General features: G+C 57.1%; 11 protein-coding genes. 7 read left to right on the top strand and 4 right to left on the bottom strand.

Going from position 1 to position 14652, the window contains the following annotated elements:
• Window positions 1-55: 55 nt before the first annotated feature.
• A complete protein-coding gene (locus IE123_RS03555) occupies window positions 56-1063 on the bottom strand; it encodes a formate/nitrite transporter family protein (RefSeq protein ID WP_189515143.1) in 1008 nt (335 codons plus the stop codon).
• Between the two features lie 133 nt (window positions 1064-1196).
• Here IE123_RS03555 and IE123_RS03560 point away from each other — a divergent pair, with 133 nt between their 5' ends.
• From IE123_RS03560 to mdoH, 3 genes are all read left to right on the top strand, one after another.
• Complete coding sequence (locus IE123_RS03560; RefSeq protein ID WP_189515145.1) at window positions 1197-2390, top strand: multidrug effflux MFS transporter; 1194 nt, start codon at window positions 1197-1199, stop codon at window positions 2388-2390.
• A 363-nt stretch (window positions 2391-2753) separates the two neighbouring features.
• Complete coding sequence (locus tag IE123_RS03565; RefSeq protein ID WP_229819566.1) at window positions 2754-4334, top strand: glucan biosynthesis protein G; 1581 nt, start codon at window positions 2754-2756, stop codon at window positions 4332-4334.
• Window positions 4327-6822, top strand: coding sequence for a glucans biosynthesis glucosyltransferase MdoH (gene mdoH, locus IE123_RS03570; RefSeq protein WP_189515147.1), 2496 nt, complete (start codon window positions 4327-4329; stop codon window positions 6820-6822). The genes IE123_RS03565 and mdoH overlap by 8 nt, the downstream gene beginning before the upstream one ends.
• A gap of 147 nt (window positions 6823-6969) precedes the next feature.
• Here mdoH and IE123_RS03575 read toward each other — a convergent pair whose 3' ends face one another.
• Window positions 6970-8709 (bottom strand): NADPH-dependent assimilatory sulfite reductase hemoprotein subunit, encoded by a 1740-nt coding sequence (locus IE123_RS03575; RefSeq protein ID WP_229819567.1) that lies wholly within the window; start codon window positions 8707-8709, stop codon window positions 6970-6972.
• 2 nt (window positions 8710-8711) lie between these two features.
• Window positions 8712-10520: an assimilatory sulfite reductase (NADPH) flavoprotein subunit gene (locus IE123_RS03580; protein WP_189515149.1), complete on the bottom strand. Its 1809-nt coding sequence runs from the start codon at window positions 10518-10520 to the stop codon at window positions 8712-8714.
• A gap of 637 nt (window positions 10521-11157) precedes the next feature.
• Between IE123_RS03580 and yegS the strand changes: the two genes are divergently transcribed.
• Window positions 11158-12087, top strand: coding sequence for a lipid kinase YegS (yegS, locus tag IE123_RS03585; protein ID WP_189515151.1), 930 nt, complete (start codon window positions 11158-11160; stop codon window positions 12085-12087).
• 262 nt (window positions 12088-12349) lie between these two features.
• Window positions 12350-12781, top strand: a complete 432-nt coding sequence (locus IE123_RS03590; protein WP_189515153.1) for a hypothetical protein — start codon at window positions 12350-12352, stop codon at window positions 12779-12781.
• 119 nt (window positions 12782-12900) lie between these two features.
• Here the strand turns inward: IE123_RS03590 and IE123_RS03595 are convergent, their stop codons facing one another.
• Window positions 12901-13107 carry a cold-shock protein gene (locus tag IE123_RS03595; RefSeq protein ID WP_189515155.1) on the bottom strand — a complete coding sequence of 69 codons (207 nt, stop codon included), beginning with the start codon at window positions 13105-13107 and terminating at the stop codon, window positions 12901-12903.
• A gap of 219 nt (window positions 13108-13326) precedes the next feature.
• Here IE123_RS03595 and IE123_RS03600 point away from each other — a divergent pair, with 219 nt between their 5' ends.
• Together IE123_RS03600 and IE123_RS03605 are read left to right on the top strand one after the other, a co-directional pair.
• Window positions 13327-14166 (top strand): isopenicillin N synthase family dioxygenase, encoded by an 840-nt coding sequence (locus tag IE123_RS03600; protein WP_189515157.1) that lies wholly within the window; start codon window positions 13327-13329, stop codon window positions 14164-14166.
• A complete protein-coding gene (locus IE123_RS03605; protein WP_189515159.1) occupies window positions 14163-14630 on the top strand; it encodes a GNAT family N-acetyltransferase in 468 nt (155 codons plus the stop codon). Before IE123_RS03600 ends, IE123_RS03605 begins: the two co-directional genes overlap by 4 nt.
• Window positions 14631-14652: the final 22 nt, after the last annotated feature.

The raw sequence follows: 14652 nt of genomic DNA on the forward strand, positions 1-14652 counted from the left end.
CCTGAGCCCGCCTGTTCGATGTGTCTGTTTCTTCAGTGCCGGATGGTCGGATCAATCACGCGCTTTTCTTGTCCTGATCCTCTTCCTGCCTTTCTTCATGATGGCGCTGAATCAGACCCTGCTTGTGCTCACGCTGGGCCTCAAGATCGCCGCGAATCTGGGCATGGCTGATCAGGGCAAAGATAAAGGTGCCGCCGACCACGTTACCGGCAAGCGTTGGCAGGCCAAAGTGAAAGAGAAACTCACTCCAGCTGGCATCACCCGAGAACACCAGATACAGCACTTCACTGGCTCCCACGATGATATGGGTAAACTCGCCAATGCCCATGACATAGGTAATGATCAAAATGATCCATACCTTGGCCTGATCGGCCGCCGGTATCAGCCAGACCAGTGTGGCTATCATCCAGCCGGCCACAATGCCCTTGGCAAACATTTCACCGGTGGTGTTTTCCATCACATGCTCGGCCAGGGTGGTAAAGGCTGCCTGGGTAGGAGCGTCAAAGATGGGCATGTTCAAAAAGGTCCACGCAGAAATACCGGCACCCACCATGTTGCCCACCAGTACGACGCCCCACAGGCGACTCAGAGCCCCGAAATTGGAAAGCGTTGGGTGACTCATGACCGGTAGCACGGCGGTGACGGTATTTTCGGTGAACAATTGCTGGCGGGCCAGAATCACGACGATAAATCCTACCGTGTAGCCCAGACACTCGATCAGAAAACCGGTGCCGTTCTCCGGCAGGTTGGCATGCATGAGGCCACGGGCCACCATGGAAAAGCTCATCGAGATGCCGGCGGCGATGGCTGACCACAAAAGCGCCATGGAGTCCCGCGCCAGTTCCTTTTGACCATCCTTGCGAAGCCGCTGGTGGACGGCTGCCGCCTGAGAGGGCAGCTCACGGGCCTGCTTGTTTTCAGCCTCACGACGTTTTTCGGAAGGATCTTCTGACGATGCCGCCTGTTGCTCTTCCTGCTCCTCCTGTTCTTCCTGGCCTGAAGACTCGTCATCCAGACCCCCTTCAAAGTCATCTTCTGCCTGCTTGTTCTGATCCTGGCTCATGTGGCGTGCCTGCCTTTCATCACGGTGGTCATTGAGCTTAGCGTAGTTACCCCCGATTTGAATCGACAGGATGTATTGGCCGGGCAGGATGCAGTCTGTACAGTGCCGGCTCATGTTCCAGAAGAGTCTGATAATGGGCAGCCCCTCCGGCAACCGGCGTTTGATCGCCATGATGATGGCACTGATTGTGCTTACCCCCATGGGTGTCGATATCTTTTTGCCTTCGCTGCCCATGCTGGCGCAGGATTTTGCACGTGATACCGCGGCCATCAAGTGGTCCATTACGCTGTATCTGATCAGCATGGGCGCGGGACAGCTGATAGCGGGGCCACTGGTGGATGCGCTCGGGCGACGACCCATGGCTGTCACGGGTGCGCTCATCTATGGGCTGGCTGCAGCGCTGTGTCTGATGGCCAATCACATCACGCTTTTTTATGTTGGGCGCCTGATGCAGGGGCTGGGAGCTTCCCTGGCCACCGTTGTGGCATTTTCCTGTGTGCGTGATCGCTTCGAGGGTGATCGCCGCGCCGGTATTTACAGTTTTCTCAATGCCGCCGTTTGTGTGGTGCCGGCGCTGGCACCGCTGCTGGGCAGCCTGCTGGCCGCCTTCTGGCACTGGCGCGCCAGTTTTGTGTTCATGGTGGCGTTTGCACTGGGGGTGGCCCTGTTCTGTCTCTGGGGGCTGGAAGAAACCAGGCCGGCAGGCGAGCAGAAGCCCCGCCTGTCCCATTACGGCCATGACGTTTTAACCATTCTGCGCGATGGGCAGTTTGTCTTTCATGTCTTGATTGCCATGACCGGAATGACGGTCATCCTCATTTATGTCACGACCGCGCCGATATTGTTGATGGATCAGGCCGGATTGAGCGAGCTGGCCTTTGGCAGCTGGTTTGGCGCCGTGGCGGCCATCAACGTGGTTGCCTACTTTCTGGCACCCCGATTGATTGCCTGGCTGGGACAGCATCATGCCATCCATGCAGGGCTTGCCATCATGGCGATCGGCGGTGTTTCTCACGCCTTTTTTTATAGTGTTTCAGGGGCAGGCGTGGCCAGTTTCATGCTGTCCAATGCCGTCATGGTGACCGGGTTTTCATTAACGCTTGGCGCTGCGTTAAGTCTGGCGCTTGAACCCTATGCTGACAGGGCGGGCCTTGCCTCATCGCTGGCCGGATGTTGCCAGATGGGTGGCGGGGCGCTGCTGGCGTCGCTTTTGACGCTATTGCCGATGCCGATGCAATGGGTGCTGGCCCTGACCGGTATGCTGGGCGCGGGCGGGCTTTTGTTGATGGCGGTTGTGGCATTTCATCGGCGTGAAGCGCTGACGTGACCGGTTAAGTCTATTGTCGACATGTCACCGGCAGGTAAAAAAAGACAGCGTTTCATTATGACTACTGAGAAAAAGACCCGCCGGCGCTAGAATGTCGCTTGCCCGTTCATCCAGCCATGAACATGTTTTGTGTTGCTGCGGCATTTTAAAGCGTATTACCCGGTAGAAAGTGACGTAAAATGCGGCCCTTGTACTGCTGGTATAAAGGTGCAGTGCCGTGGTAAACAGGCCTGCTCAATTCGATAAAGCATACGCTGTCATGCATGGTTGCCCTGAGCTTTTATCCTGCATGGCAGTAACCGTATGAACCATACCTTTTGTATATATCAGGGCGCTTCAAGGATGCTTATGAGGAATGTTGCTGTGACGTCTTATCTGAAAACCTCCGGTAGTCCCGCGGTCTACGCTACCCTGAAAAAAAGTGCCATGCTGGCGTTTGGAGTGGCTTCGCTGTTTTCCGCCCAGGCCGTGCTCGCATTTGACTTCAATGATGTCAGTCAGGAGGCTCAGGAGCTTGCACAGCGCGGCTACAGTGCTCCCCAGAGTAATCTTCCTGGCTCACTTGCCGGCCTGAACTTTCAGCAGTATCAACAGATTCAGTACAAGCCTGCCCAGTCACACTGGCGCAGCGAGAACCTGCGATTTGATCTGGGCTTTTTCCACGAAGGCATGCACTACAACACGCCCGTGACCATCAGCGAAGTCAACGGCGATGATGTGCAGGAGCTGAAATTTTCTCCGGAGAATTTCAACTACGGCAATCTTGATGTCGACAAGTCGAAGTTCAAGGATCTCGGGTTTGCCGGCTTCAAGATCAACTATGGCGATACCCCCGACAGAAAAAACGAGTCGATGGTGTTTCTGGGCGCCAGCTACTTCCGGGTGGCCGGCAAGAATCAGCGTTATGGGTTGTCAAGCCGCGGCCTGGCCGTGGATACCGGACTCAACTCGGGGGAAGAGTTTCCGCGCTTCAAGGAGTTCTGGGTCGTCAAGCCACAGGGTGATGATCGCTATCTGACCATCTATGCGCTGCTGGATTCACCCAGCGCGACCGGCGCCTACCGCTTTATCCTGCGTCCGGGGCAGGACAGTGTTGTCGATGTGCAGTCGCGTCTGTTCCTGCGTCGTCAGGTCACCAAGCTGGGCATCGCGCCGCTGACCAGCATGTATCTGTTTGGCCCCGAGCAGCCCGCGGGCAGCAGCAATTATCGGCCTGCCATTCATGATTCCAACGGCCTGCAGCTGGCGACCAGTGATGGCCAGTGGTTGTGGCGCCCGCTGGCCAATCCCAAGCGTCTTTCCGTGGATACCTTTGCAGCCAACAATCCGCGCGGCATGGGGCTTTTGCAGCGTAATCACGACTTTGACGGTTACCAGGACGTCGAAAATCGCTATGAAATGCGTCCCAGTGCGTGGGTTGAGCCGCAAAACAGCTGGGGCGACGGTCAGGTAGAGCTTATTCAGATCCCGACGCCTGATGAAACCAACGACAACATTGTCAGCTTCTGGCGTCCGACGCAGGAACTGCCGACCAATCAGGCGCTGGATTTCAACTACACCATCAACTGGACGTCCAACGAGTCGCGCTACCACACGCCTGATCTGGGCTGGGTCGCACAGACCCGTCGTGCGCGCGGTGAAGTGACCCAGGACAACATGGTGCGCAAAAGCGATGACAGCACACTTTACGTGGTCGACTTCGTAGGCCCCAATCTCAAGTCGCCGGGCAGCGATGCCAACATTCAGGCAGACGTGAACCTTGGTGACAACGGTCAGGTGGTCCGCAGTGAAGTGATCCGTAATCCTGCCATGGGTGGGTATCGCCTTAAATTGAGCGTCAAGGCCAACGACACCTCAAAGCCGATCAACATGAAGGCTTTTCTTAAAAACGGTGATTCGCGCCTGACGGAAACCTGGAACTACGTGCTGCCTGCCAATGAGTGATGATGCCTACTCAAGCCCGGCCCGGGCGTATCTCGAGCGCCTGGCGCTCGGGACCCGGGAGCTGGGTAATCGTCGAGAGCTGCTGGACCTGGCGTCCCAGGATACGCCCCTGTTTCAGGTGCATGAGGAGCTGGGAAAGCAGCGTCTTCTTCAGGATGATCCTTCCAGTGCCTCGGTACTCAGACGCCTGGAACTTGCCTATGGTACTGCGCCGCTGGCACCGCCCGAGGTGCTCGGGTCGGACAAGGTGGGACGCGTGTGTCTCAAGACCATGCCGCCCATCGAGCGCACATCGATAGCGCCTCACCCCTGGACGACCAGTCCGATCAAGCGTCTGAAAAAGGGCTATCACCTGCGGCGCGGTAATTTAAAGCCGCGGACACGCAAGACCCAGGCGCCCGCGGCGCCCACGGCGCCGCGCTGGAAGATGGTGGGAACCATGCGGCGCTGGACGCTATTGCTGCTGGTCATGGTGCAAAGTGCGGTCGCCGTCTGGTACATGAGTACCGTACTGCCCTATCAGGGGGCACAGTGGCTCGAAGTGGCCGAACTGGTCCTGTTTGCGCTGCTGTTCTGCTGGGTGTCGGCCGGTTTCTGGACGGCACTGATGGGCTTTTTCCAGCTTTTGAAGGGGCGGGACAAATACAGTATTTCGGCCAGCAGCGCCGGTGATGAGCCGATCGATCCCTCGGCCAGAACCGCCATTGTCATGCCAATCTGTAACGAGGACGTCAATCGTGTGTTTGCCGGGCTCAAGGCGACCTATGAGTCCGTGCAGCGCAGCGGCAATATCGAGCATTTCGATTTCTACGTGCTCAGCGACAGCTACGACCCTGACACCTGCGTGGCCGAGAACCATGCCTGGCTGCGGCTTTGCCGCGAAGTCGGTGGGTTCGGGCGCATTTTTTATCGACGTCGCTCACGCCGGGTCAAGAAAAAGAGCGGCAATATCGATGACTTCTGCCGTCGCTTTGGCGCCAAATATCGCTACATGCTGGTCATGGACGCCGACAGCGTCATGAGCGGTCGCTGTCTGACCCGGCTGGTCCAGCTGATGGAGGCCAATCCGGACGCCGGTATCATCCAGTCGGCGCCTCTGGCCGCCGGCAGTAACAATCTCTATGCCCGATTGCAGCAGTTTGCCACCAGGGTATATGGACCATTGTTCACGGCGGGTCTGCACTTCTGGCAGTTGGGTGAATCCCATTACTGGGGACACAACGCGATTATCCGGGTTGAGCCCTTCATGTATTACTGCTCGCTGGCACCGCTGCCGGGCAAGGGGGCGCTGTCGGGTGAAATCCTGTCTCACGACTTTGTCGAGGCAGCGCTGATGCGCCGTGCCGGCTGGGGCGTGTGGATCGCCTACGATATGCCGGGCAGCTACGAGGAGATGCCGCCCAATCTGCTTGACGAACTGCAGCGCGATCGTCGCTGGTGTCAGGGCAACATCATGAACTTCCGCCTGTTTCTGGTACGCGGCATGCATCCGGTACACCGTGCGGTATTTTTGACCGGTGTCATGTCCTATCTATCGGCGCCGCTCTGGTTCCTGTTTTTGATGTTGTCCACGGCGCTTCTGGCGGTGCACACGCTGACCACGCCGGAGTATTTTACCGAGCCGATGCAGCTGTTCCCGCGCTGGCCCGAATGGCATCCGGGCAGGGCCGTGGCGCTTTTTTCCACTACGCTGACGCTGCTCTTTTTGCCCAAGATCCTGAGTGTCATCGTGATCTGGGCCAAGGGACCCCGTTACTATGGGGGTGCGATGCGTCTCGGGCTTTCAATGATCATCGAGTCGCTGATCTCGATGCTGCTGGCCCCGGTGCGCATGCTCTTTCATACGCGCTTCGTGCTGGCGGCCCTGATGGGAATCGAGGTCAAGTGGAAGTCACCGCAGCGTGACTTCAGTGAAACGACCTGGAAGGACGCCTTCATGCGTCACGGCGGCCAGACCGTGTTCGGCATTATCTGGACACTGTTTGTCCTGTGGCTTGATCCGCTGTTTCTGCTGTGGCTCTGGCCTATTGTCGGCGCGCTGATGCTATCGATTCCGGTATCGGTCATCACCAGCAAGGTCGGGCTCGGACGTGCCTCCTTCAGAGGGCGCATGTTCCTGATTCCGGAAGAGTCCAATCCTCCAAGGGAACTGCGGGCGACCTGGCGATTTGTGCGTAATGCGCGCCATCAGCCACCGGCGCCGACCTTTGTACAGACCGTGGTCGATCCGATCGATAACGCACTGGGTTGTGCCATGGGTGTGGCAAGGCATAACAAGTCCGAGGCGATCGAATCACAGCGTCAGACAATGGTGCGACAGGCCCTGGTGGGCGGGCCGGGCAAGATGCCCAACAAGGACAAGCTGTTGGTGCTGGATGACCCGGTCATGCTTTCAAGGCTCCATTACCAGGTATGGGATCGAAGTCATCAGTACCCGGCCTGGATTGATGAAGCCTATGCTGGTGATCCGCCGCCGCGCTTTATCTAGGCGCTGACCTTTGAGGTCTGATCCAGAAGGCCCTGCCATTGGCAGGGCCTTTTTTGTAGCCATGAAGCCAGCATGATGAGGAGAAAAAGCGACAATAAAAAAAGGGCCCGGCAGTTGCCGAGCCCTTTTAGCGCTACAGGACACCCATCAGGCAGTGTGGAAATCCAGCCCGTTCTCGGTGGCCTTGATGATACCGACACGTACGACGTAGTCACCAAAGTGTTCGCCGGCTTCACGCTCTTTGGCGTAGCGATGAATCATGGGTGTCAGCTCCTCGAGAATGGTCTTCTCGTCGATGTTCTCACGATACATCTTGTTGAGCCGGGTACCGGTGAAATCGCCGCCCAGGTAAAGGTTGTAGCGGCCGATGGCCTTGCCGACAAAACCGATCTCGGCCATGAAGGGCCGGCCGCAGCCGTTGGGGCAGCCGGTCATGCGCACGATGATGGGATCGTTTTCAAGCCCGGCGTCTTTCATGATGGCATCGAACCTGTCCAGCAGGGTGGGCAGATAGCGCTCGCTTTCTGCCATCGCCAGACCGCAGGTGGGGAAGGCCACACAGGCGATCGAATGCTGACGCAGGGGCGTGACGTCCTTGAGCATCCGGTAGCGATCGATAATGGCATCGATCTGCTCACGAAGCTCGGGCTTCACATTGGTGATGATCAGATTCTGATTGCAGCTCAGCACGATATCGCCGTCGTGAATCCTGGCGATTTCACGCATCCCGCTCATGATCTGCATGCCGGCATGAATGGGGTTGTCATCGGGATAGTCGCGAATACGACCGTTCTCGACGAAAAGCCCGTAATGCCACTGACCATCTTCACCCTGGTACCAGCCGAGAATGTCGCCGGTAGTGGTGAATTCAAACGCACGCTCTTCGCCCAGCGTGTAGCCCAGGTATTTCTCGAGCTCGGCCCTGAAGCCTTCAACACCCATGGTGTCGACGGTGTACTTGAGACGCGCATGCTTGCGGTTTTTACGATCACCGTTGTCACGCTGCACCAGCATGATCTTTTCGGCAACATCGACGGTCTGATCGACATCGCAGTAACCGATAATGGAGCCGCGACGCGGATAGGTATCCGGCTCGCCGTGCGTCGATCCCATGCCACCGCCGACTGCCACGTTGAAACCCTTGAGTTCGCCGTTTTCAACAATGGCGATAAAGGCGACATCGTTGGTCAGTACGTCGGTTTCATTATCCGGCGGTACGGCCAGACCGATCTTGAACTTTCGCGGCAGGTAATGCTTGGTATAAAGCGGCTCGTCCTGGTCAGGGCCACCGGCGACACGCTCTTCACCCAGAAAGATCTCATGATAGGCGCGGGTGCGCGGCAGCAGATGATCGCTGATCGCGGCGGCCAGATCATAGACCTGACGATGAATGGCGGAGCGATGCGGGTTGGCTGTGGAGGTCACGTTACGATTGACGTCGCCGCAGGCGGCGATGGTGTCAATCATGGCGTCATTGACCGTTTTCAGATGCGCGCGCAGATTGCTCTTGAACACACCATGGTACTGAAAGGTCTGACGCGTGGTGATGCGCAGCGTATTGTTGGCATAACGCTGGGCCACATCATCAAGCGTCAGCCACTGCTGGCTGCTCATGCGGCCACCTGCGATGCGCAGGCGCACCATGAAGGAGTACAGCGGTTCCAGCTTTTTCTTGCGGCGCTGATCGCGAACGTCACGATCGTCCTGCATATAAAAGCCATGAAACTTGGTCAGCTGGGTATCGTCAGGGCTGACGGCGCCAGTGGCATTGTCTGCCATGTCGTCCATCAGCTTGCCGCGCAGAAAGTCGCTGTTGACCTTGAGACTTTCATTGGCGGCGTAGTCGTCAAGCGACTCGTCACGGAGTTTGGCAATAATATCGGTCATGTTCAGTATACGTCCCGCTGGTAGCGTTTGGACTGCTGAAGTTCGCGGATATACTGGGCCGCGGCGTCCTCATCAAGACCACCGTGCTCCTTTGCAATATCCAGCAGTGCCTGGTGTACGTCGGCCGCCATGCGATCGCCATCACCACAGACATAAAAATGGGCGCCACGCTCAAGCCATGCGTAGATATCCTCCCCCTTTTCCCGCATGCGATCCTGTACGTAGACCTTTTCAGCCTGATCGCGCGAGAAGGCCACATCCAGACGGGTCAGCAGTCCTTTCTCTCGCCAGTTCAGCCATTCGGCCTGATAGAGAAAGTCGGTGTGAAAATGCTGATCGCCAAAGAAGAGCCAGTTGTCGCCTTCAGCGCCGGCATCGTCACGTTCCTGCATGAAGGCGCGGAAGGGTGCCACACCCGTACCCGGACCTACCATGATAATCGGTGTGTTGGCGTCGTGCGGCAGCTTGAAGTTCTTGTTGCGGTCGACATAGATCGGAATCGTGTCGCCAGGCTGTACATGGTCGGACAGATAGCCGGTGGTCACCCCGTTGCGTGCGCGGCCATGGGCTTCATAACGCACGACACCAACGGTCAGGTGAACTTCGTCGGGATCGGCATTATAGCTCGAGGCGATCGAATAAAGCCTCGGTGGCAGCTTGCGCAGTGCCTGGGTGAAGGTGGCAGCGTCAAGGTTCTCAACCGGGAACTGCTCGATCACATCAATGATGTGACGACCGTAGACCCACTCCTTGAACTCATCACGTGCCTCGTCACTCAGGATACGTTGCAGTTCGGCATCATTGCTGAGTTCTGCCCATTTCTCGAGAAACGGACGTGTCAGCGTGGTGACTTCAAACTCGGCCAGCAGGGCATCGCGTATCCTGCTGCCGGTATCAAGTTCGGTGTCATGGCTGATTTTGAGCTTTTCCAAAAGCTCATCCACGTAGGCGGGATCGTTTTGTGGCACGACACCCAGTGCGTCACCGGGTTCGTAAACAAGCCCTGAGCCTTCCAGCGACAGTTCAATGTGACGGGTTTCCTTGCTGGAACCGTCGTCATTAAGGATCACCGTGTCGAGGATTTCGGCATGGAAGGGGTTTTTCTTTGACCACTGGCTTTCGCTGGCCTGGGTGGCAGGTCCATCCTGCTCGGCCGCCGCCGTTGTGGCGCCGGAGAGTTCGGCGTAGCGTGCAAGCACGGTCTCAATCCATGCTTCAGCCGGCTCTTCATAGTCAACATCGCAATCGACACGATCGCCAATGCGCTCGGCGCCAAGCTCGGCCAGCCGAGCGTCGAACTCCTTGCCCATCTGACAGAACTGGTCGTAGCTTGAGTCGCCCAGTCCCAGTACGGCAAAGCGATGACCATCAAGTTTGGGTGCCTTGCGGCCATTGATCAGCTCGTAAAAGCCGATAGCCGTATCCGGTGGATCACCTTCGCCCTGGGTGCTGACCACGACCATCAGGTTGGTGGGATCCTTGAGATCCTTTTTGGTCACGTCTGCCATGTCGAGCAGACGGACATTAAAGCCATGTGCCTTGGCGCGATCACGCGCCTGCTCGGCTACGCCTTCTGCGTTGCCGGTCTGGCTGCCATACAATACGGTGATTTCGGGTAATGCAGAGACGGTCTGTGTTGCACCTGCAGGTGACGCAGCGCTCAGCTGGCCGCCGGACGCGTTGAGTCCGGCGAGATACCCACTCAGCCAGGTCATCTGATCGCGATTCATGCCGCCCAGAACGTCATTGAGACGCTGGGCCTGATCGCCATTCAGAGGACTGTTGGTATCGAGCAGGGGGCCTTGTGACATCGTGGATATCCTCATCTGTCCCCGGGGGAGGAAGGCGAATGCTAGCGACCTCCCCAATGAATTAAAAGGTATAAATTATAATGCTTTTATACTTTAAAGGAATTAAAAGCAGGTCAGGACTGCTGTCATCGTCATGTTGTTGCCTCGGCTTTCCTGAACGCCATGCCGCCACTCTTTTTATCGGGCGTCTGCAAAAGCGATGCTGAATGTAGCATGTCTGGTGCCGCTGTTATCAGGCTGTTGCGACCGTTCATGCCATCGGCCACCCGGATAGTAAAAACGACGGAGTATACCTGCATCGGTTCGGGTACACGAACTGTGTCAGGCAATGATGTCCGTGGGGCAAAACCGTCCGGTCAGGACAGCAGGGCTTCCTGACAGGTCTGCGACGCCGCACTGCCTTGCGTGTTCATGGATATCATCACCGGAGAGATGAAGTACGCTTGATGGCATGGTAGTTTCCATGGCCCTTTTTGAGCGCAGCGATGCTTGTATGTATCACGCCAGAAGTCTCTTCTCGCCATGGCGAGAAGCACACAACGTGATATATCTCTCACCATGGCGCGCGGACAACACGTTAGCGGCTATCCCGATATTGCGCCGGGATTTACCAACCCGATAGAACAGGAGTGTGATCTTGAATTTCTGGCTAATTGTAAATGGCAAGGGCGTCGGAAATCCTGAACTGCGCGAGGCAGTGGATCGCATTCGCGAGGAGGGGGTGAATCTTTCGGTCCGGGTGACGTGGGAAAGTGGCGATATTGCGCGCTTTCTGGCCGAGGCAGTGGAGCAGAAGCTTGATCGCATCATTGTCGCCGGCGGTGACGGCACGCTCCATGAAGCCACCAATGCTCTCATGAGCATTGATGCTGCAATACGTCCTGCGCTGGGCATCATTCCCATGGGCACGGCAAACGATTTTGCCACTGCCACGGAGATTCCGGAGCCCCCTCTTGATGCACTGTCGCTTGCGGTTCACGGCACGCCGCGTGCCATCGATGTTGCCCGTATCAACGATCTTTACTTCCTCAACATGGCCTCCGGTGGTTTTGGTGCCAAGGTCACCAGTGATACACCGCCGGCCCTGAAAAAGCTGCTGGGCGGGGGCGCCTATTCGCTGGTAGGTATCATGCAGGCCTGGCGCTTTGAGCCTTTTCGTTGCCAGCTCCAGACAAGCGATGGCAATTATGAGCGTGACCTGATCGTACTGGCGATCGGTAATGGCTGTCAGGCGGGCGGCGGGCAGGAGTTGACGCCGCGAGCCCTGCTCAATGATGGCCTGCTGGATGTGTTGACAGTGGAGGCCTTTTCACTGGGCGCCGTGGGCAGCGCCATTCAGGAGCTGCGGGAACTGCCCACTGATGGCAAGCTGGTGCGTTACCATCAGCTGACGTCCATGGATTTTCAGAGCAAGACGCCGCTGCCCATCAATCTGGATGGCGAGTTTCATGAGTTTACGCAGGCCAGAGTGGAAGTCTGTCCGGGGGCCCTGTCCATTGTTCTTCCTGATGAATGCCGACTCATGTACACAGGAAAACCCCGAAGCCGGCATGGGCGCAGCAGCTAGTACGGTGTCGACAGGTGTGCGATGACGGCTGGCATTAACCTGAATGTTACAAAATGACGACGGCATGACATTATCGACACGGCTATAAGTAGTAGGCACGTCATGTTGCGCATCAATGTGAATACGTTTGAAGGCATGGACTGGTCTACGCTTTTCTGGCGTATGCAAAACGTGTTGCACCGAAGCGGGAGCCATGTCCGCTTGTGTTTCGGTTCCATGTCCATTGGCGCGATTTTTATTTGAAGTTATCAGGGAGGTATTCATGAAAGGGAAAACAATTGCGGCAGCGAGCCTTGCCTTTGTCATGGCGCTCGGTTTGAGTGCCTGTAATCAGGACGATCCGGCCGATGAGGCAGGTGATCAGGCCCAGGAAGCCAATCAGAGCAGCCAGTACATGGACGGTGAGGGTGCCAATGCGACATCCGACGGCGCCGCCGAGCAGGCCGGTACTGACAACGGCACCATGGATCCGGAAAGTGGCGGCACTACCGCCATGCCGGAAGATGACGATATGGATGACGATTCAGGCACCATGCAGGGCATGAACGAAGCCCAGGAAAGCACGGATGAAAGCACCGGTGCGCGTGAAGGTGGTACGGGTCACTCCGCCACCAATGCCGGCTCCTCGGGTGCCATGAGTCAAGCGGGCGAGGCTGATCAGTTCAACAACTCGTCCAGCAATAATACGCAGTAAACTGCCAGGGTGGGCCGCCATGCGGCCCGCCAGTGCGACGAACGGTCGTTCTGGTCAAACATAAAAAAGCCCGCGCCATGGCGCGGGCTTTTTGCAAGGCGAGTATGCTGATGCCGGGATCAGTCAATAGCCTTGATATTAGCGGCCTGAAGGCCTTTCTTGCCCTGAGTGACTTCAAAGGAGACCTTCTGGCCATCCTGAAGCGACTTGAAGCCTTCAGCCTGAATCTCGGAGAAGTGTGCGAAGAGATCGTCACCACCGTCATCGGGAGAGATAAAGCCATATCCCTTTGTGTCGTTAAACCACTTGACAGTACCGGTTGCCATCTTTGATGTCCTTGCTTTATTTGCAGTGATACCGAGCCGCAGCCCGTTTTTGCGTTGGGCTTTCAGGGATAAGGATGATGCCGGGGTCTGCCACATCATCCCTCCATAAAGCCACCTCTGGAAGCATGATTCAGGATCCTGAGAAAGGTCAAGTGCAATTTGCCAAACGGCAATGGCGTGCCATTATGCATGGATTGATGACTTCTGGAGGCAGGGTAAATGCACGTTCAAAACGTCGATTATCAAAATTCTCAGGCAGCACAACAGTTTACCCAATCGCTACGTGAGACCGGCTTTGGTGTGGTGCGCAATCACCCCGTGCCGCAGGCACTCGTTGAGCGAATTTACGCTGGCTGGGCTGCCTTTTTTGAAGATGAAGACAAGCACCAGTGGCGTTTTGACCCTGAAACCCATGCCGGCTTTTTCCCCGCCAGTGTGTCCGAGACGGCGAAGGGGCAAACGCAAAAGGATCTCAAGGAGTACTTTCATATCTATCCCGGGACGAAAGTGCCCGCCAGCCTGCAGGAAGATATTGACGAGTACTATAAAATTGCACAGGACGTGGCCACCACGCTGCTGGGCTGGATTGAAGCCAACACGCCACAAGAGGTCTCGAGCCGTTTCAGCGAAGCGCTGTCCAGCATGATTCGGGACAGTCAGCAGACACTCTTGCGCGTGCTTTACTATCCGCCCCTTGAAGGCGGGGAGGCCAGCGGCGCCGTACGCGCAGGCGCTCATGAAGACATCAACCTGATTACCGTGTTGCCTGCCTCCAATGAAGCGGGGCTTGAGGTCAAGGGTCGCGATGGACAGTGGTTGCCCGTGCCCTGTGATCCGGGTCAGCTGGTGATCAACGTCGGTGACATGCTGCAGGAAGCCTCCGGCGGGTATTTCCCCTCGACCACGCATCGGGTGGTCAATCCCGAAGGCGGCTCGCGCCAGCGTGCGCGCCTGTCCCTGCCGCTGTTTCTGCACCCCCGGCCGGATGTTGTCCTCTCCAGCCGTTATAGTGCCGATGCCTATCTCAAGGAAAGGCTCAAGGAACTGGGCGTATCATGAATGCCGTTACTTCACAGTCGCAGTGGCCACTGGACTGGCGGCCCGGTAACCATACCGATGATCTGCGCTTTGCTCAGCAGCTGGTAGAGGAGACCATGTCGCCCTACTGGCAAAAACGTCGCATGGTCTTTAGCCGACAGCTTTTCAAGGATCAGTGGGTGCGTCTGGAAACCGCCATCATCATGCGTGATGGGCAAAGGGCAGGGCTGATTGCCTGGGATGTGGTGGAAGGCATTCATCACCTTCGTGAGCTGCATCTGGTGGCGCAGTGGCGCGGGCAGGGGATCGGTGCTGAGGTGCTGACACACTGGATCGCGCGACAGGAAGCACAGGGGGCCAGAAAAATGCGCCTCAAGGTCTTTGCCGAAAATCCCGCGCGCCGCCTTTATGAACGCATGGGTTTTCAGCCCATGCCGAACTCGGGCGATATATCGGGGCTTTTGAACATGGAAAGGCGCACATGAGCTTCTGCGATCGCACTTCCCG

The sequence above is a fragment of the Kushneria pakistanensis genome, assembly GCF_014652795.1.
Taxonomy (GTDB): domain Bacteria; phylum Pseudomonadota; class Gammaproteobacteria; order Pseudomonadales; family Halomonadaceae; genus Kushneria; species Kushneria pakistanensis.

Coding starts and splice junctions, on each gene's coding strand:
- IE123_RS03555 (WP_189515143.1), bottom strand. CDS start 1,063: ATGAGCCAGGATCAGAACAAGCAGGCAGAAGATGACTTTGAAGGGGGT.
- IE123_RS03560 (WP_189515145.1), top strand. CDS start 1,197: ATGGGCAGCCCCTCCGGCAACCGGCGTTTGATCGCCATGATGATGGCA.
- mdoH (WP_189515147.1), top strand. CDS start 4,327: ATGAGTGATGATGCCTACTCAAGCCCGGCCCGGGCGTATCTCGAGCGC.
- IE123_RS03575 (WP_229819567.1), bottom strand. CDS start 8,709: ATGACCGATATTATTGCCAAACTCCGTGACGAGTCGCTTGACGACTAC.
- IE123_RS03580 (WP_189515149.1), bottom strand. CDS start 10,520: ATGTCACAAGGCCCCCTGCTCGATACCAACAGTCCTCTGAATGGCGAT.
- IE123_RS03590 (WP_189515153.1), top strand. CDS start 12,350: ATGAAAGGGAAAACAATTGCGGCAGCGAGCCTTGCCTTTGTCATGGCG.
- IE123_RS03595 (WP_189515155.1), bottom strand. CDS start 13,107: ATGGCAACCGGTACTGTCAAGTGGTTTAACGACACAAAGGGATATGGC.
- IE123_RS03600 (WP_189515157.1), top strand. CDS start 13,327: ATGCACGTTCAAAACGTCGATTATCAAAATTCTCAGGCAGCACAACAG.
- IE123_RS03605 (WP_189515159.1), top strand. CDS start 14,163: ATGAATGCCGTTACTTCACAGTCGCAGTGGCCACTGGACTGGCGGCCC.